This is a genomic window from Maribacter sp. (genome assembly GCF_016744255.1).
In the GTDB taxonomy this organism is placed as follows: Bacteria; Bacteroidota; Bacteroidia; order Flavobacteriales; family Flavobacteriaceae; genus Maribacter_B.
Window position 1 is genome coordinate 1 of record NZ_JADGES010000066.1, and the last position, 19,391, is coordinate 19,391.

Here is a 19,391-nt window from a genome sequence, read left to right on the forward strand (position 1 = left end):
GGGTTTCTCTATATATTTAACTTTATCCCAGTATAAATAATCTTCCTCAATTTTATTTAATTTTGGTACAATTAAGCTGGTATATACGTTTTCGTGATTTAAGTCGCTAATTAATTTTAAAGCATGTTTATCTAAATGTGGTGCTTTCTCAATCATAATAAATATATATCCTAATTTATTAAAAATTAGGATATAATTGTAAATATTGCTTTCTACACAAGCATGTCTTTTTCAATGTAATAGCTTTAACTTCTCGCCCCTAAGTCTTATCTTTGTTGTTTAGAATGAATACAAAGTAAGTTTGATTATGACGTTGAAAAAACAAGATATCCTTAAAGCCTTAGAGCTAATAACAGTACCTGGAGAAGGCCAGAATATGGTAGAAAGTGGTGCTATAAAAAATATACAAGTTTTTGGGGATGAGGTAGAGGTAGATATTACCATTAATAACCCAAGTCTGCAAGCAAGAAAAAAGACAGAGGTAGAGATTTTAAAAGTTATTCATAAAGAGGTTTATGAAAAAGCTAAAATTAAAATCAATATAAAAGTAGACGCTCCTGTCCCAGCAGCTAATAAGGTTAATGAAATAAAAGGAAAACCGTTACCAGGCATACAAAACATTATAGCAGTTGCTTCTGGTAAAGGAGGTGTGGGTAAATCTACAGTAACGGCAAATTTAGCTGTTACCTTAGCTAAAATGGGTTTTAAAGTAGGTCTATTAGATGCCGATATTTATGGTCCATCAATGCCTATTATGTTCGATGTTGCTAATGAAAAACCACTGGCAACCAATGTAGATGGAAAATCTAAAATGAAACCCGTAGAAAATTATGGCGTAAAAATGCTATCTATCGGTTTCTTTACACAGCCTAACCAAGCAGTAATTTGGAGAGGACCTATGGCTGCAAAAGCATTAAACCAAATGATTTTTGATGCACATTGGGGAGAGTTAGATTTTCTTCTTTTAGATTTGCCTCCAGGGACAGGGGATATTCATTTGAGTATTATGCAAGCTATGCCAGTAACGGGAGCAGTAATTGTTAGTACGCCACAAGAAGTTGCGTTAGCAGATGCAAGAAAAGGTGTAGCAATGTTTCAGCAAGATTCTATAAACGTACCTGTTTTAGGTATCATAGAGAATATGGCATATTTTACACCAGAAGAACTTCCCAATAATAAGTACTATATTTTCGGAAAAGAAGGAGCTAAAAATTTAGCAGAAGACTTAAAAGTACCGTTCCTTGGAGAAATTCCTTTAGTGCAGAGTATTCGTGAAGCAGGGGATGTAGGTAGGCCAGCAGCAATGCAAACCGGAACAGCAATTGAAGCTGCTTTTGAAGAGTTAACAAAAAGTGTTGTGCAAGAGGTTGTAAATAGAAATCAAAGCTTACCACCTACCGATGCAATAAAAATAACAACTATGGCAGGTTGTTCTAGTGTAAAAAAATAAGCAAATGACATCAGAAGAAGTAAAAATAAACGTAGAAAAAGCACTAGAAGAAATTCGCCCTTTTTTACAAAGCGATGGAGGTGATATATCTTTAATATCCATTGATGATGATAAATCGGTTAAAGTAAGATTAGAGGGGGCTTGCGTTGGTTGTAGTGTCAACCAAATGACGCTTAAAAGCGGTGTAGAAATGACCATTAAAAAATATGTTCCTCAGATAGAAGAAGTTATAAATATAGCTTAGGCTGACATTTGTCATAAAATGGAGAAAAGGACAAGTATATATTTGACATTTTTTAAAATGTAATTTTTATATGATTAAAACCGATATTTTAATAATTGGCGCAGGGCCTACGGGTCTTTTTACTGTTTTTGAAGCGGGGCTTTTACAGTTAAAATGCCATTTAATAGATGCCTTACCACAACCAGGAGGACAATGTTCCGAAATCTACCCCAAAAAACCTATCTATGATATTCCTGGATTTCCCGAAGTATTAGCAGGGGATTTGGTAGATAATTTAATGGAGCAAATAAAGTCTTTTCAACCTGGGTTTACCTTAGGGGAAAGAGCAGAAACTATTGAAAAATTAGAAGACGATTCTTTCGTTGTAACAACTAATAAAGGAACAAAACATAATGCACCTATAGTTGCTATTGCAGGCGGACTAGGTAGTTTTGAACCTAGAAAACCTTTATTAGACAATATAACGAAGTTTGAAGATAAAGGGGTTGCTTACATGATTAAGGATCCAGAAGTATATAGAAATAGAAAAGTTTTAATTGCAGGAGGAGGAGACTCAGCCCTAGATTGGAGTATATTTTTGGCAGAAATAGCTTCGGAAGTAACTTTGGTACATAGAAGGAATGAATTTAGAGGGGCTTTAGATTCTGTTGAAAAAGTACAGCAATTAAAAAACCAAGGAAAAATCAACTTAATTACACCTGCAGAAGTTATTGGTTTAGAAGGCGATGAGAAGCTTGATACCGTGTTAATTAGAAAAAATAAAGAAGAAGAAATAGCATTAAAAGTAGATGATTTTATTCCTCTATTTGGATTGTCTCCCAAACTAGGGCCAATTGGAAATTGGGGATTAGAAATAGAAAAAAATGCCATTAAAGTCGATAATACATTAGATTACCAAACGAATATTCCTGGAATCTATGCCATTGGTGATGTAAATACATACCCAGGAAAATTAAAATTAATTCTGTGCGGTTTTCATGAAGCAACGTTAATGTGCCAGAGCGCTTACCAACGAATTTACCCAGATAAAAAATATGTAATGAAATATACCACCGTTGGTGGTGTTACAGGTTTTGATGGCAGTAAAAAAGAAGCGCCAAAAGCTGTTGTAAAGGCAATAGATTAATTACTACTACTCTTTTAAAAAAAATGTACTTTTGCCGCTCGTTATAAAGTAGCGACAAGAGTAATTATAGAATAGAATTTCAATGTCAGACGTAAAAATAAAAATTACGGATAGAGAAGGAGTAACCCATGAGGTAGATGCTCCAACAGATATGAATATGAACCTTATGGAAGTAGTTCGTTCTTATGAACTTGCTCCAGAAGGTACCATTGGTGTATGCGGTGGTATGGCAATGTGCGCATCTTGCCAGTGCTATATAAAATCGGAACATGAGCTTCCTAAAATGTCTGATGATGAAGACGCTATGTTGGCAGAAGCTTTTTATGTGGAAGACAACAGTCGTTTAGGTTGCCAGATTAGAATTACAGAAGATTTAGAAGGATTAGAAGTGGAGTTAGCTCCGGAGAGCTAGTTTTACCAAAAAATTGGACTTAAAAATAGCAATTGAACTGTGTTTAGTTTATTTTTTTGACGGTACTTTTTCGTAAAAGTAAGAGAGGTAGAGACACACCAATAGTCAAAGAAATTAATATGAAAAGCATGGTAAAGCCATTTGAGAAAATTGCCTGCATTAAAATGGTTTTTTTAGAAATATCTACTTCAATAAAAATGAAAGACATAATCGATAAAACCGTTTCGTATGCAAAATAACCAGGAATCATAGGAATTACGGCAGGTATAGCGAATACTACTGGGGGAAGATGAATTCTATGAGCTAAAGGCATACTAGCTAAACCAACGAATGAAGCAGCAGTTAGGCTTGCTAGAATAATGTTACTATGAAAACCTAATAGAATAAATTTAATAAAACCAGCCCCAAAAGCTAATAAGAAAACAGTAATAATGGCCTTTTTAGGGATGTTAAAAAGGATGGCAAAACCAACGGCTGCAATGCCAGACCAAATGGAAACTTCTAATAAGCTCAGTACGGTTTCTATCATTTTATTTGAAATATTAGCATAGCTAAGAAAAGACCAAGAGCTATAGATAAAACGGTCATTACTCCATGCACAAATCTTACCATACCATTTAATACGTTTTTATCTAAAAGGTCTGTAAAAGAATTAATGAGCGCAACACCTGGAACTAAAAATAAAATAGAAGTAGCTAATGTAGCTTCTGGGTTAGCTCCTAAATTATAAAACATGCCAGTAGAGGCGATCATAGATGCTGTAAGAGAGGCTAAAAATACGCTGATATAGCCGTTAAATTGTTTTTTATGAGTAAATTGAAGAACAAATAGTCCAGCTAATGTGCTAATAAAAGCAACTAGCATATTTAGATAATCTCCTCCGAAGATGTTGCAGAAACCTGCACCCGAAAAACTTACGGCTATCAATACAATATATCTTGGATACCTTTTTTGCTTCTGAATGTCCTCTATTTTTTTAGATATTTCATTAAAATTCCATTGCCTACTAATTGCATTCCAGCTGGCTTTACTTATGGCAGAAATAATCGAGAAATCTATTTTATGAGGCGGTAAATTTTGTACTCTAGTAAAACTATTTTTAGTTTTATTATCGGTGATGGTTAGTATAATTGTTTTTTGACTCGTTAGGTTAAATACCTCGCAATCTAAAACAGACGCAAAGCGAGTGATACTTAAATTAACCCTTTCTGTATTTGCTCCAGAAAGCATTAATAATGAAGCTATTTTTAGTAATAAATCAGCAATTTCTTCTAAGCTTTTTGAGGTATTCATTTAGGAAGAATAGGGTAAAGTAAAGGTATCAAAATAGTATATCTAATTCAAGATTTTAAATCAAAAATCACATAAAATTAAGTTTTTGTTAAAGGGTTATATTACATATATCCTTGTTCGTATACAATAATTAGAGGTTCACAACTATTTATTTGAAAATAGGTACACCTTGGTTATTTTTATATTATCTGATTAGGATTATTTTTTAAACAATGGAACGAAATATAAAACAACAGCAGTTTTTAGGAATAGTAGTATTTCTTTTCTTTGGAACAGGTTTGTTTGGACAATGTCCAGGGCCTGCACCTTGTCCTTCGGGCACATTTATTAATAACTACGAACAAATTAATCCTTCTTCCATTGCAGGGGCTGTTTTTTGTTCTGGGCAAACAAGAACTTTTACAATCCAAGTAGGTCCTGGAACAGCAACAGAAGCAAGTACTGGAGATATAGAGTATATTACTTTGTTTTTTGATTTTGATTGTGATGGTGTTTTTGAATATAGTGTTAATGATTCTTGTAGTTATGTTAACCCAGGAGGTTGTAATGTAGATTTGTCTGTCGTAGCACCTACTGTAACAAGTCCTACTATGTATAATGGTAGAGCACATTTGGTATATAATACTCCCACAACAGACCCTTGCGCAAATTTGCCTGGAGGTACACCTTGGGGAGATATTGTAGATTTTACAATTACGGTAAATTTGCCACCAGAGCCGGTATTAACTAGTAGCGATGTAGATAATACTATTTGTGATGGTGATAGTGTGACTTTTACAGCTACAGATGGTGATGCGTACGAATTTTACATAAATGGGGTAAGCGCTCAAGCGCAATCAACAACCGCGACATTTACAACATCTATACTTAATAATGGAGATGAAGTTACTGTAAGGGCTTTGGATAATGTAACTGGTTGCGATACTTTTAGTGCCCCGATTACAACAACAGTTTTAGATCCAACCATTATAACAGAACCAAGTCCCAAAACAATTTTTGCAGGAGATGATGTAACTTTTTCTTCCGTAATAAATGATGTAGACACTTATCAATGGCAGGTGAGTACTAATGGAGGTGCTAGTTACTCTAATTTGTCCAATGGAGGCAGCTATTCAGGAGTAACAACAGCAAACCTTACTATTGGTAATGTAGAAATTAATAAAACCGATACTCTATATAGAGTGCAAGCATCGAATTCCTTGGTTTCTTGTCCTTTGGTATCAATAGCGGCGCTTTTGACTGTAAAAGTTAGGTCGGTAATTACCAATAGGCGCATTACGCATAGAGTAGATAAAAACTAAAGTGAAATTTAGGACTTATATTCTAGCTTGATAGGTGAATAAATTATAATACCTCCCTTGTTTTTCTATCAATTCATCATGTGTCCCTTGTTCCGCAATATGCCCATTTTCTATTACTAAAATCTGGTTCGCTTTTCGGATAGTACTTAGCCTATGTGCGATTACAAATGTGGTGCGTCCTTCAGTTAATGTTGCTAAACTTTTTTGAATTAAAGCTTCACTTTCAGTGTCTAGGTTAGATGTGGCTTCATCTAAAATTAATATTTTAGGATTTGCTAAAATTGCTCTTGCAATAGCAATACGTTGGCGTTGTCCTCCAGAAAGTTTCACCCCACGCTCTCCTATTAAAGTTTCTAACCCATCATCAAAGCGGTCTGTAAATTCATTTACGTAAGCAGCTTTTACTGCCTCTTGCAATTCTTCTTCTGTAGCATCTGGCCTTGGAAAAAGAATATTATTACGGATGCTTCCTTCGAATAAAAACTCATCTTGCAATACCACGCCTAAATGTTGTCTAAAACTATTTAAGTTTACTTTAGATAAATCTTTACCATCTACAGTAATTGTTCCAGATTCAGGATTAAGAAAAGTAGCAGCCAAGCCAGCAATGGTAGATTTTCCAGAACCAGAACTACCTACAAGGGCAACAACATTGCCTTGTTTTACATTGAAATTAATGTTGTGTAATACGTCTTTACCTTCCTCATATGCAAAGGATACATTATTAAACACAATATCTCCTTTAATAGTATCTAGTATGGTTGTTCTATTTTTTTCATCAGATTCTGGAGTCATATTCATTAGCTCTTCCGTACGGTCCAGTCCTGCTAAAGCTTCAGTAATCTGACTACCAATGTTACTCATTTGTACAATTGGCGCAATCATTAAACCAAGCAGAAAGGTAAAGGTTAAAAATTCACCCAAACTAAGATCGCCTTCCATAATTTTATAACCACCAATACCCATTATTCCAGTAGTAGCAATTCCTAGTAAAAAGGTAGAGGCGCTAGTCATAAACGCAGTTGCGGTTAAACTTTTCTTTACATTTTGGAATAGTTTATCTACGCCTGCTTCAAATACTTTACTCTCCTGTGTCTCTGCATTAAAACCTTTAATTACACGTACTCCACTTAGTGTTTCGGTTAGTCTACCTTTTACTTCTGCATTAATTTTACCACGGTCTCTAAATACAGGTCGTATAACTTTAAAAGCTTTTAATGCAACTACGGCAAAAATAGCCAAAGGAACGATAGTGAATAATGTCATGCTAACACTAATTCTAAGTAATAAAATTAAGGATACTATTGCGGTAATTGTTCCTCCTACAAGTTGTACTAATCCTGTTCCGATAAGATTTCTTACTCCTTCTACATCGCTCATAATTCTGGAAACTAATGCCCCAGATTTTGCATTATCAAAAAAACTTATAGGTAAAGAAAGCACCTTTTTTTGTACTTGTGCTCTAAGTTCAGAAATTAAATATTGGGCCTGTATACTTAGTATTTTGGTTAACAAAAAAGAGGTAATCGCTTGTACTGTAATAGCAAGAATTACGGCTCCTACTAATAGCTTTAAAAAATCAATATCCTTATTAGGGATAATATCATCCATTAAATATTTAAGAGAAAGTGGAGCAACAAAACTGGCAGCTTTGCTTATTACTATTAATAATAAACCTATAAAAACAAGTTTTCTTCGAGGCCAAATTATAGTTTTAAAAGCAGTGTAAATGCTAACTTTTTTATGAGACATAGTGTAGAATGTGGATAATCTGCAAGGTAGTTTAAAATATTCGAGTTTTAAATTTAGAAGATCTTTAGAAGATAAATATTAGTATTTGTTTTAAGAGTGTATTAATTTCACGGGGACTATAAAAAGAAATGATTATGAAATATGTGTTATTAATATTGTTATTCGGTTTTCTTTCATGCAAAAAGGAAAGTCAAAATAATACAGATTTAAACCGTTGGAAGACCCAGGCAACAAATGTCACCATTATAAGGGATAATTTTGGAGTGCCTCATATTTATGGAAAAACAGATGCAGATGCCGTTTTTGGTTTGCTATATGCGCAATGCGAAGATGATTTTAATAGGGTGGAACAAAATTATATTTGGGCGATAGGGCGTTTGGCAGAGGTAGAAGGCGAAGAAGCAATTTATAGCGACTTACGAGCTAAACTTTTTATGACAGAAAAGGAGGCAAAGGCTAATTATGAGAAAAGCCCTAAATGGTTAAAAGAGCTTTGCAATGCTTTTGCAGATGGGATTAATTATTATTTACACACACACCCAGAAGTAAAGCCCAAACTACTAACCAAATTTGAACCATGGATGCCCATGTATTTTAGTGAAGGTTCTATAGGAGGTGATATTGAACGTATTTCCACCAAAAAGATAGAAGCTTTTTACGAAAGCCAGATGGAATTACCAGAGGCTGAGATAATAGAAATAAATAAGAAGAAGGAAATGGCAGAGCCGCAAGGTTCTAATGGAATTGCACTTTCGGGAAATGTAACGCAATCCGGAAATGCTATGCTACTTATTAATCCACATACCTCCTTTTATTTTCGAGGAGAAGTACATGTGGTTAGTGAAGAGGGTTTAAATGCTTACGGAGCCGTAACTTGGGGACAATTTTTTGTTTACCAGGGGTTTAATGAGAAAACGGGGTGGATGCATACCTCTACCTATACAGATGTTATGGATGAATACACGGAAGTAATTACGCAAGTAGACGATACATATTTGTATCAATATGGCGAGGAGTTGCGACCAGTAAAGACCTCTGAAATTGTTTTAAAATATAAAGAAGGGAATACACTAAAGGAAAAGGCTTTTCCAAAATATAAAACGCATCATGGGCCAATTACACATAGAGTTAATGGACAATGGACAGCATCTGCTATGATGTGGGATCCGGTTAATGCTTTGGAGCAATCTTTTATAAGAACTAAACAGTCTGGTTATGCCGGTTTTCGTAAAATGATGGACATACGAACAAATTCTAGTAATAATACGGTATATGCCGATGCGGAAGGGAATATTGCCTATTTTCATGGAAATTTTGTACCTAAAAGAGATACTATATTTAATTTTTCTAATCCAGTAGATGGGAGTAACCCTAAAACTGATTGGCAAGGTTTGCATACTGTAGATGAAAATATTCTTTTGTTAAATCCAAAAAATGGATGGTTGCAAAATTGTAATTCTACCCCATATACAGCGGCGTTAGAATTTAGCCCAAAAAAAGAGGACTACCCTAATTATATGTCTATCGGTAGAGAAAATTTTCGAGGCGTGCACGCTATTAATCTTTTAAAGGAGAAAAAAGATATTTCAATGGATGGACTTATAGAATTGGCTCATGACCCTTATTTACCAGCTTTTGAAGCTTTGATTCCTGGTTTAGTAAAAGCATATTACGAAAGCCATGATGGAAACCCAAAATTACAAGCAGCTATAGATATATTGGCTACATGGGATTTTAAAACAGAAAAAGCTTCTATTGCTATGACCTTAGCTCATTTTTATGGTACTAAATATTATGCCGAGGGGAAATATGAAAAGGGATTAACACCAATGGAAAGAGTTACCTATTGGGGGAATGAATCTCCAACCGCAGAAAAATTACGAATTTTTGAAGCAGTTTTAGATGATTTAACTCAGGATTTTGGCACCTGGAAGAAGCCATGGGGAGAAGTTAATCGTTACCAACGTTTAAATGGGGATATTCGCCAGCCTTTTAATGATGATGAACCTAGTATTCCTGTTGGTTTTGCATCGGGTCGTTGGGGGGCTTTAGCAGCTTATGGAGCACGTTATAATAATAATACAAAAAAAATATACGGTACGCGCGGTAATAGTTTTGTTGCAGTAGTAGAATTTGGAAAGAAAGTAAAAGCAAAAAGTATGCTTGCTGGCGGTCAAAGTGGAAATCCAAAATCACCACATTTTAATGACCAAGCACAGCCTTATGCAGATATGCTATTTAAGGATGTTTCTTTTTATAAGGAAGATGTTTTAAAGAACGCCCAAAAAACGTATTCTCCAGGGGTATTAGATTAATTTTTACCAGCTTTAAAGCTTAAAGGTGTTTTTCTTACACTAAGGGAAAGAGATAGAACAATCTTTTGTAATGAGATACAGTGTGTTGAGGTTAATGTAGAAGATATTGAAAAAGCATCTGCCAATTCTTTTTTGTACGAGCCAGAAGGAGCTGTTTATAATGAAGATTGTGATAGTTCTGTTGCGGGTAAATCAACTTCTAGTGGAGTAGAGTTATCTCTATATTCTAATCCTACTATTACAGATGCAACGGTTAGTAATAAACTTAATACACGGTATATAATTGCTGTAATAGATGTTATGGTGTGGAAGTTTATGCTTCTAAAATTATAGAAATCAGCGTAGAGAACGTAGATGTTTCTAATTTAAGTACAGGAGTTTATTTTATAAGTGTAATTATCAGAATATAAAATAGAAACCAAAAAAGTGGTAAAAATCTAAATTTCATCATTTTCCTTATGCCCTAAAAATTAGGGATTTGTTTATTCTTTGGTAATAATTAACGTGGCTTTTGAGCCAGCGGATAAAAGCCATTTATTGCTGTAAATTAACTCTCCTTTATCATCATAAACATTAATTTGGGCTGTATTTGGAGCGGAAGAGCCATGATTTAAAGCTTCAAAATCTATTCTGTTAAAACCTTTCTTTAAATCTACGTTAACACCTTTAAAACTAGCAGTTAAAAGAATATTGGGGTCTGCAACTACATCATTAACCCAAATTTTGACTCTATCTCCATCTACAAATTCATGATCACGACAAACAATACCTATAAATTCCCCATTGTTTTTTACATCACCCAAATACTGATCTCCAAAATGATTTTTAGAACCTTCTTTTTCCTTTACACCTATTTTGGGGTCTATTTTAAGGCCATAACCAGCTTGTACCAATTTTCTGTCGGGTAGCATCTTTACAGGTCTTCTCCCTAAAGAGTCTTTAATATTTATTTGGGGTTTGTTTATTACCGAAGGAATATTAAGAATAGGGCCTTTGCTTTTGGTGTCATTTTCTTGAGCTTTAATACTTAGAGGGTTCTCTGTAGGTAAATCTGTTTGTGCATTACCCCAAGAAAATACCAACAGGAAAAAAGAAATAAAATATAATTTGTTTATAGGCATCATATTGCTTGGGCTAATTTGCAGTAAATATAACAAATACCCTGCCATAGGGTATTAAAGCGTAGTTAAAAGGTTTTTTGCTTGGAATTTAAATTTATAGGAGAAAGTAATTATTTTTTATTTTTCCAACAAGAAATAGACAGGAGAGATACTAATACAATACAGAATGCTTTTTTAAGCATGGTTTGTGTTTTATTATAGAATAATAATGGTTAGAGCAAAGTTCGGACAAGATTAATTAAAATTAGTAATCCTGATAAATATCATTGGTTTCTCTAATAGATAAATATAGTTTTGATAGAGTAGATAGCAAAGTATATTTTTTATGCCATAGAGTATTTTTTAACTTTAAATAAGCCAGAATGATTAGCATTAAAAATGAGAATTATTTAACAAAGAGTGTTGTTCTATTACGGCTGTTTATTGGGTGTCACTTTTTTTATGAAGGCATTATAAAATTATATAACCCAGAATGGACTTCATTTGGTTATTTAGCATCTTTTCAAGGATTTCTACACAATCACCCTTCCATTCTTTGGATTACGCAATTAAATGTAGAAGGCAGTTATTGGTTCATAAATAAAAATTTGATAGAATTAGCTGCATGTCTAGTTATTTTTCAATTACCAACACCAATTTATCAGTATAATCCAGAGGTAAATATTCCAGACGCTGTTGTTTCAGCTACTTCTCAATATTTTGCCGATAAGTGGCTCATGTGGACAAACATAAATGTTGCATGTGTAGATTCTACTTTTTTGCATGTAAGAGAATGGTTAAGTAATACTCGTAATGGAGAAAAAGTAAGCTGTAGAATTAATGAAGGGTTTGATGAGGCTATTACTGCTCATATGATAGGACAGGTTTGTCTTATAAATTAGGACAAAAAATAGAATGGGATTTAAAAAAACCAACGAATAAAACCAATTGAGGGAATAAATTTTGATGATATATTACTTTCTAGTGCATAGAATAAATCCACACTGATTATTTTCTAGCATTAGTAAGGAGGGCATTGCAATATAGGAAACTATATGTAATGCCTTTTCTTTATTTTAGAGGATCTAAGTTCCATTGTTTTATTAAATTATCAAAAAAAGAACATTTCTTGTTGTTGGTTTGCAAGTGAAACCTCTGTGTTTTTGGGTTAAACCTGACAAAAATCATGTTTCTAGTTTTATATAGCATGTACCTTTATTGTAAATAATAATCAGTGTATCATGGAAGTCAAAAAAAACCCAAAAGCAGATTTAAATAAAGACAGTGGCCTTTTTTTTGTAATAGGTCTAACCATAGTGCTATTCGTAACTTGGAGAGCTTTGGAGTACAAAACATATGCTAAAGATAATTTAGTTGTTGAAATGCTAAATGTAGCAGATGATTTGGATGAAGATGTACCACAAACCGAGGCATTAAAAACACCACCACCACCACCACCACCTTCTGCTCCAGAAATTATTGAAATAGTAGAGGATACGGAAGAAATAGAAGAAACTATTATTGAAAGTTCAGAATCTAATGAAGATGTAATAGTAGATGCTCCAATTTTAGAGGTAGGTGATGTTGAAGTAGGGGAGGAAGAGGAAGATATTAGTGTTCCTTTTGCTATTATTGAGAATGTACCAATATTCCCTGGATGTGAAAAGTATAAAACCAATAATGAACGTAAAAAGTGTTTTACAGATGGTATTCAAGCACATGTAAAAAAACAGTTTAGCTATCCACAGAGTGCTGCTGAAATGGGAATTAAAGGAAGAGTATTTGTTCTTTTTGCTATCAATAATAAAGGACAGATAGTAGGAGTAAAAACTAGAGGCCCAGACCCAAGATTAGAAAAAGAGGCTAGCCGTATAGTAACCAGTTTACCTAAAATGACACCAGGAATGCAAAGAGGTAAAGCTGTGACGGTTCCTTATAGTGTACCAATTAATTTTGTATTAAAATAGATAATTTGTTCTAGCCTTTGGTTTGGTAGTTCGTAATTTTTTGCGGTCCCTCTAGAACTTTTCTAACAATGCGCAGAGTGCCATCATTTTTGGTGGCAATCTGCCATTTTATTAGAGAAATATTTCCTTCTTCAATTTCAATTCCAGTAATACTTCGAGGGTGTACACAACTACCATCATTAAAAAACGGAATATCCCCAGGTTCCGGAAATCGTGGTCTATGGGTATGACCTACAATAGTAATTTTTAGGCTGTTGTTAAGAATCCATTTCTTAATTCTTTTCTCCACTTTTATTAGTTCCGTGTAATTTTTGGCAGGGCTAGTTGGGTCCGCTATTCCCCATACTTGTAAAGGTTTCCATAGTACCCGTACCAAAAACCTCCCCCATCTCCAAAAAGTATAATTCCACCAATCGGCTTGGTGTCCGTGAGTTAAGAAAATCTCTTGGTTGGTGTCTTTGTGTTTTAAAACAACGGCTTCGTTGTAAACAATATCTTTAAATAGTTCTTTATCTACTTCGTCAATAGGTTCAAAATAGCTAGATAAATGCTTTTTAACATAGTTAGGGTCTTTATAAACCATATCATGATTGCCCCACAGCATATGCAATTTATTTTCTAAATGATATTTTTTAAGTAGTTTGTAAACATCTTTATGGGCTTCAAAAAGAGATTTAAAAGATAAGTTTTCCCATAGCTCATCTCCATCGCCTAATTCGCAATAATGAAAGCCTTCATCAAAATAATGTCTTAATGCGTGGTAGTAAATATTTCTGTTATTAGCAAAATCATCGGCAAAACTATTATCGCCTCTATGACAATCACTAAAAAGAATAAATTTAGAGTTATCATCAAAAGGAACCACTTTGGCTTTTTTGTATGCTCTGGTTAACCTAGAATTTGATGACATAATCTAAATTTTCATAAATATCTAAAAAAGATATCAGATAGATAGTAATTTGCATTAACAAAATTCTACGTAAGGTTTTGTATTTTTGTAGTCTGTTATGGAAGGAAAGAAAGACATGGTTGGAGTACACGGAGAAGATTTTCCATTGGTAAGATTAATAAGTTTCAACAAGTTGTTGCAACATTATGACGAAATGGCAAATAGTGATGATGAATATTTAGCTCACAAGGCTAAATATATTCTAGATGTTCAAGCACCATACCCTGAGCTTAGAGAGGGGTTTACAGATTTTAATTTGTTAGAAAAGTACAAAGACGTTATTAAGATAATATTACAAGATACTTTTTCTAGCATTTTAGGAGATAATGAAATAAAAGTAGCATCATTAGCTTACTACGATCTTATATTTAATAAGAGTGCTCGTTTTGATAAGATATTGAAAGATGCAGGGCCAGATTTTGAATTAAAAATTAATGGACTACCGCAGGCAATAACATATATTCTTGGTTGTACGGTTATTTTAAATTTTTATTATGGTTTTAATTTAGATTTTAGACGTCCACTTTTTTATAGTATTCCAGATATAAACGGAGTTATAAGACATTACCGTATTCTTTATAATGCAGATTTTATAGAACTAATACCTACAGATAAAGCCAAAGATTTAACACAGGAAGATGTTAATGAGTTATTAGAGAATTTTGATAATATAGACCTTTGGAAAGAGAAAATACCGCCCAATAGTTTTATCTCTAAAGGGTTTGTAATCTCTAATTTGTTTGATGTTACCGCGGAACAATCTATTTCAGAAATTAAGTCGAGTTTAATTTCTAATGATAAAACTACAAAAGACAATTTTGTAGAAAATCTGCAAGATACTTTTAGGTCTTTTTTTAATATCCGGGATATAAGGGTAGGATTTGTGGGTTATAATTCTGCTAGTCAAAGATTTGAGAAAATCTTAGGAAAGAAGATGGATAGTTTTATGCTGTACAATAAAGAATTAGAATGTTGTAATGAAGCTTTATGTCCAAATTCTTATACTAAGTTAATAGAAGAAAACGAATTTTTTGCAATTCCAGATGTAGATAATGCTTATAAAAAGTCTAATGGGCAAGCGCCATTTAAAAGTCTTAAAGAACAAGGTATAAAAAGTGCAATTTTTGCTCCAATAGCAAATAACGGAGAGCTATTAGGAGTTATAGAGTTGGTTTCTACGAATGTCAATGAGTTAAACGGAGTTAATGCCCAGAAATTTAATGATATAATGCCTTTTATTGTTTCTGCTGTTATGCGTTCTTCTAAGGAAGAAGAAAACTTAATAGATGCCATAATTCAGCACGAGTGTACTACGGTTCATTCTTCGGTGTATTGGAGATTTAAAGAAGAAGCTAAAAGGTTTATGGTCGCTGGTTTAGAAGGAGAACAGCCTTCTTTTAAAGAGATTGTTTTTAAAGATATTTTTCCTCTATACGGGCAAATAGATATAAAAGATTCTTCGCAAGCTAGGAATAATGCAATTCAGAAAGATTTAATAGCGCAACTTTCACAGATAAATAAAGTGCTAACTACTATATGGGAAAAAAATAAGTTGCCAATTTACGAAGAACTTATTTTTAGAGTAAATAACCATTTAGAGAGCATAGAAGAAATGCTATACACAAATAGCGAACAAAGTGTTTTTGATTTTGTTAATGAAGAAATTAAACCCATTTTTAGTCATATAAAAAAAACAGATTCATATTTAAAGAAACAGATTCTTAAATATGAAAAAAATATAGATGTAGAAACAGAGTCTTACTATTTTCAAAGAAAAAACTATGATGATAGTGTAACGTTGATTAACAAAAAACTGGCATCGGTTATAGACAAAAAACAGTTAGAAGCACAAAAGATGTTTCCTCATTATTTTGAAAGGTATAAGACAGATGGTATAGAGCATAACATGTATATTGGCGATTCTATTGCAGATGGGAAAGTCTTTAATTCCTTGTATTTAAATAATTTGCGCCTTTGGCAGTTACAAGTTATGTGCGAAATGGAAAATGTACATTACTGTCTTAAAAAAGATTTACCAATAAAACTAGATGTAGCTTCCCTTATTTTAGTTCATAATTCATCATTATCTATTCGTTTTAGAATGGATGAAAAACAGTTTGATGTAGATGGCACTTATAATGCTAGGTATGAAATAATAAAAAAGAGAATAGACAAATCTTATATTAAAGGTACAAGAGAGCGTTTAACGCAAACAGGTAAATTATCTATAGTCTATTCTCAGAAAAAAGATGAGTTAGAGTATTTACGATATATCCGATTTTTAAAATCTAAAGGATATTTTACAAGCAATATAGAAATTGTTGAAATAGAAGGTCTACAAGGTGTTTCTGGATTAAAAGCAATCCGAGCAGAAATTTTATATAAAACAGATAAATCGGAAGAAAAAACCTATACTTACGAGGACTTAATGGAAGAATTAAAGTAGTAGGTCGTTCATTACGTTGCTAAGACTCTTATGGGGCCAAAATAATGGAAAGCCACAGCAAAAGCAATAACAGAGACAATCATGCCAATCATAAAAATGGTGTATGTCCATCTTAAAATTTTGTATTTTTTATTTAAAACAAGCCCAAGAAAATACAAGTCTTTTGTTAAAGATGAATATATATATTCTTTATCCTTTACTAACTCATTAATTGCCCATTGATATTGTTCTAGTTTCATTTTATGAAAATTACCAAAAAATAAAAGATTTACTTTCTTTTGTTTTACATCTTCCTCTGTAAATTCTCCGCTAGTAACATTTGGTCTTGTTGCTAAGACAGCTAAAACCATAGATATAACACTAAATATTACAAAAATAACGGTTGGGTAAATAAGGTAATTGTTAGAAGGGTTATCTAATTTAGGGATGAGGTTAGAAAGAGCTAGCGAAATAATAATAGCGTTTACAGATAGTAAAATGTTTGCTTTGGTATCTGCTATATTACTAAGGGTAATATGATTTCTAAGTGTTACTCTAAATAAAGTTTGTATACCTCTATCTGGACTTTCATTTTTATACTTAGCCTTCAGCAATTCTTTTTTGGCGATTGCCTTATCGGCTTTTCTATCTTTTATTAATTTTTTTAGGTTTTTGTCTTTTTTTGGTTGCCAATTTTTTTTAGCATAATCGGTATAATATTCATGTTCATTTCTAAACATTTTTATATTAGCATCTAACCATTCCTTTTGGGTGTAATTAGCTAGATTTAAGCAATTCAATTCTTCTCTTAGAAATTCAGAAGTTTCTAAATAGCTATTTTGAGCAAAATGAGAAGCATCTGCATCTCTAATAATTTTTTCTTGTAGGTTCTGTGGCTCAGTAAAGCGTTTGGTTGCCATGATGCAAGCTTCTACATTGCTTATTAAAGCATCATCGTAATTAACCGATTCTAAAAATTTACGTGCTATTTTGCAACTATTTTCTTCATGTTTGTCACAGCCCATTGTGTAGCCAGTATCGTGTAGCCAAGAAGATAGTGTTAGTACTTCTTTTTCTGTAGCAGATAAATCAACAGAATCTAATAATTCTTTAGTACTTTTAACTACCCGTTGGGTATGCCGCAGATTATGATAAAGAAAGTTCGAATCCAATTTATTAGATAATAAATCTTCAACAAACTGTTTAGTTTTTACAATTATTTGCGACATAATTACAGATTAGAATAATTCCCAAATTACAAATTTTTATATTGAAGAGCATAGTTATGAGAAAATATTACATATTGTTAGTTACAATATTTGTTTTAGGGGGTTGTGCTACAAAAAAAGACAAGTTTGGAGTATTAGAAAATAGGGTTGATATAGTTACTACTAAAGAAAAAGAGCATACATTTTATTTAATAGGTGATGCAGGGTTATCCCCAAAGGGAGATTTAAACCCAGCTTTAAAACTATGGCAGAAAAGACTTGCAACTGCAGATAAAAATAGTACTGCTATTTTTTTAGGAGATAATATATATCCAGCAGGTTTTCCAAGTAAAAAAAAAGATAAAGAGGGTTTCTTAAATGCCAAGAACCATCTAGATGCGCAACTTAAAACATTATCACAATATAAAGGTAATACCATTTTTATTCCAGGAAATCACGATTGGTATAGCGAAGGGATTAGAGGGTTAAAAAGAGAAGAAGAGTATATTGAAAAGGCTTTAGGGGGCAAAGATGTTTTTTTTCCAGAGGATGGATGCCCTATTAAGAAGATTGAAATAAGTAATGAAGTTGTAGTGTTGGCTATAGATTCAGAATGGTATTTAACAGATTGGGATAAACACCCAAATATTAATGATAACTGCGAAATTAAAGGTCGCGAAAAGTTTTTTCAAGAAATAGAGGGGTTAATTAAAAAGAATGAAGATAAGACCACTATAATTGCTATACATCATCCTATGTTTAGTTATGGTGTGCATGGGGGGCAAACATCGTTTAAGAAAAATATATACCCTAGTCATTCAAAGATTCCACTTCCTTTTATAGGTAGTTTTATCAATGTATTACGTAAAACTAGTGGTGCTTCTGTAGAAGATATGAATAACCGTAAATACAGAGAATTAAAAAACAGACTTGTAACCTTAGCCCAATATTCTAAAAAAGTCATTTTTACATCGGGACACGAGCATACATTACAATATATAGTAGAAGAAAACCTCCCGCAAATTGTTAGTGGTGGTGGCGCAAAATCAGAAGGTTCTAGGCTATTAAATGGGAGTAAGTTTTCTACAGGCCGAATGGGGTATGCTGTATTAGATGTTTTTAAAGATGGTTCATCGATGGTTCGTTTTTATGGAGTTTCTAAAAACGGAAAAGAGAAGTTTTTATATCAATCACAGGTATTGCCTCCAGATAATATTATACAAAGCGAAAAATATGATAAACCTTTTCCATCTTCGGTAAAAGCATCTATTTATAGCAAAGATGAGGTTTCTAAGTCGGACTTTTATAAATGGCTATGGGGAGAGCGTTATAGAGATGTTTATGCTACAAAAATTTCCGCGCCGACAGTAAACTTAGACACGCTATTTGGAGGTTTAAAAGTGATGAGAAAAGGAGGGGGTCATCAATCTAAATCCTTACGACTTGTAAATAAAAAAGGACAAGAATATGTTATGCGTGCCTTGCGTAAAAGTGCGGAAGTCTATTTACAAGCAATGGCGTTTAAGGAACAATACGTTGTAGGAGAATTTACAGATACGTATACAGAATCTCTATTGTTAGATTTTTATACAGGATCGCATCCTTATGCTCCTTTTACAGTCGGAGTATTGTCAGATGCGGTAAATATTTACCATACAAACCCTGTTCTGTATTATATACCTAAACAAGAAGTTATAAAGGATTATACGGATGAATTCGGAGATCAATTATATATGATTGAAGAAAGAACAGATGATGGGCATGGAGATAAAGAAAGTTTTGGATATGCTAATAAAATGGAAAGCACAGATGATCTCTTAAAAAAATTACGAAAGGATGAAAATTTTAA

17 protein-coding genes are annotated in these 19,391 nt (G+C 33.1%); 11 read left to right on the forward strand and 6 right to left on the reverse strand.

What is annotated here, in order from left to right; translation table 11 throughout:
• The first annotated feature begins 307 nt into the window (after positions 1-307).
• From QZZ51_RS11485 to QZZ51_RS11500, 4 genes are all read left to right on the forward strand, one after another.
• Complete coding sequence (locus QZZ51_RS11485; RefSeq protein ID WP_291869739.1) at positions 308-1,450, forward strand: Mrp/NBP35 family ATP-binding protein; 1,143 nt, start codon at positions 308-310, stop codon at positions 1,448-1,450.
• 4 nt (positions 1,451-1,454) lie between these two features.
• On the forward strand, positions 1,455-1,694 hold the full coding sequence (locus tag QZZ51_RS11490) for a NifU family protein (protein WP_291869741.1): 240 nt from the start codon (positions 1,455-1,457) through the stop codon (positions 1,692-1,694).
• Positions 1,695-1,764: 70 nt separating this feature from the next.
• Positions 1,765-2,820 (forward strand): NAD(P)/FAD-dependent oxidoreductase, encoded by a 1,056-nt coding sequence (locus tag QZZ51_RS11495; RefSeq protein WP_291869743.1) that lies wholly within the window; start codon positions 1,765-1,767, stop codon positions 2,818-2,820.
• Between the two features lie 82 nt (positions 2,821-2,902).
• Positions 2,903-3,232 (forward strand): 2Fe-2S iron-sulfur cluster-binding protein, encoded by a 330-nt coding sequence (locus tag QZZ51_RS11500; RefSeq protein ID WP_291869745.1) that lies wholly within the window; start codon positions 2,903-2,905, stop codon positions 3,230-3,232.
• A 43-nt stretch (positions 3,233-3,275) separates the two neighbouring features.
• Here the strand turns inward: QZZ51_RS11500 and QZZ51_RS11505 are convergent, their stop codons facing one another.
• Complete coding sequence (locus tag QZZ51_RS11505; RefSeq protein WP_291869746.1) at positions 3,276-3,761, reverse strand: threonine/serine exporter family protein; 486 nt, start codon at positions 3,759-3,761, stop codon at positions 3,276-3,278.
• Positions 3,758-4,525, reverse strand: a complete 768-nt coding sequence (locus QZZ51_RS11510) for a threonine/serine exporter family protein (protein ID WP_291869748.1) — start codon at positions 4,523-4,525, stop codon at positions 3,758-3,760. Before QZZ51_RS11510 ends, QZZ51_RS11505 begins: the two co-directional genes overlap by 4 nt.
• Positions 4,526-4,737: 212 nt before the next feature.
• Between QZZ51_RS11510 and QZZ51_RS11515 the strand changes: the two genes are divergently transcribed.
• Complete coding sequence (locus QZZ51_RS11515; protein ID WP_291869749.1) at positions 4,738-5,826, forward strand: GEVED domain-containing protein; 1,089 nt, start codon at positions 4,738-4,740, stop codon at positions 5,824-5,826.
• Between the two features lie 15 nt (positions 5,827-5,841).
• Here QZZ51_RS11515 and QZZ51_RS11520 read toward each other — a convergent pair whose 3' ends face one another.
• On the reverse strand, positions 5,842-7,578 hold the full coding sequence (locus tag QZZ51_RS11520) for an ABC transporter ATP-binding protein (RefSeq protein WP_291869750.1): 1,737 nt from the start codon (positions 7,576-7,578) through the stop codon (positions 5,842-5,844).
• A 134-nt stretch (positions 7,579-7,712) separates the two neighbouring features.
• Between QZZ51_RS11520 and QZZ51_RS11525 the strand changes: the two genes are divergently transcribed.
• Together QZZ51_RS11525 and QZZ51_RS11530 are read left to right on the forward strand one after the other, a co-directional pair.
• Positions 7,713-9,893, forward strand: a complete 2,181-nt coding sequence (locus tag QZZ51_RS11525) for an acylase (RefSeq protein ID WP_291869752.1) — start codon at positions 7,713-7,715, stop codon at positions 9,891-9,893.
• 132 nt (positions 9,894-10,025) lie between these two features.
• On the forward strand, positions 10,026-10,226 hold the full coding sequence (locus QZZ51_RS11530; protein WP_291869754.1) for a hypothetical protein: 201 nt from the start codon (positions 10,026-10,028) through the stop codon (positions 10,224-10,226).
• A 149-nt stretch (positions 10,227-10,375) separates the two neighbouring features.
• On the opposite strand, the gene QZZ51_RS11535 is transcribed toward QZZ51_RS11530, so the two are convergent.
• Positions 10,376-11,062 (reverse strand): hypothetical protein, encoded by a 687-nt coding sequence (locus QZZ51_RS11535; protein ID WP_291869756.1) that lies wholly within the window; start codon positions 11,060-11,062, stop codon positions 10,376-10,378.
• Positions 11,063-11,376: 314 nt separating this feature from the next.
• Here QZZ51_RS11535 and QZZ51_RS11540 point away from each other — a divergent pair, with 314 nt between their 5' ends.
• Entirely contained in the window at positions 11,377-11,895 is a 519-nt protein-coding gene (locus tag QZZ51_RS11540) for a hypothetical protein (protein WP_291869758.1), read from the forward strand.
• Between the two features lie 339 nt (positions 11,896-12,234).
• The gene (locus QZZ51_RS11545; protein ID WP_291869759.1) at positions 12,235-12,960 is read left to right on the forward strand and encodes an energy transducer TonB; all 726 of its coding nucleotides are present in this window, start codon (positions 12,235-12,237) and stop codon (positions 12,958-12,960) included.
• A 10-nt stretch (positions 12,961-12,970) separates the two neighbouring features.
• Here the strand turns inward: QZZ51_RS11545 and QZZ51_RS11550 are convergent, their stop codons facing one another.
• Complete coding sequence (locus QZZ51_RS11550; RefSeq protein WP_291869761.1) at positions 12,971-13,870, reverse strand: metallophosphoesterase; 900 nt, start codon at positions 13,868-13,870, stop codon at positions 12,971-12,973.
• 97 nt (positions 13,871-13,967) lie between these two features.
• Between QZZ51_RS11550 and QZZ51_RS11555 the strand changes: the two genes are divergently transcribed.
• Positions 13,968-16,355: a GAF domain-containing protein gene (locus QZZ51_RS11555; RefSeq protein WP_291869762.1), complete on the forward strand. Its 2,388-nt coding sequence runs from the start codon at positions 13,968-13,970 to the stop codon at positions 16,353-16,355.
• Positions 16,356-16,366: 11 nt separating this feature from the next.
• Here QZZ51_RS11555 and QZZ51_RS11560 read toward each other — a convergent pair whose 3' ends face one another.
• Positions 16,367-17,563: a Pycsar system effector family protein gene (locus QZZ51_RS11560; RefSeq protein ID WP_291869764.1), complete on the reverse strand. Its 1,197-nt coding sequence runs from the start codon at positions 17,561-17,563 to the stop codon at positions 16,367-16,369.
• Positions 17,564-17,619: 56 nt separating this feature from the next.
• On the opposite strand from QZZ51_RS11560, the gene QZZ51_RS11565 reads away from it, so the two are divergent.
• Positions 17,620-19,391 (forward strand): metallophosphoesterase (locus QZZ51_RS11565; protein WP_291869766.1); only part of this gene is annotated, 1,772 nt, incomplete at its 3' end.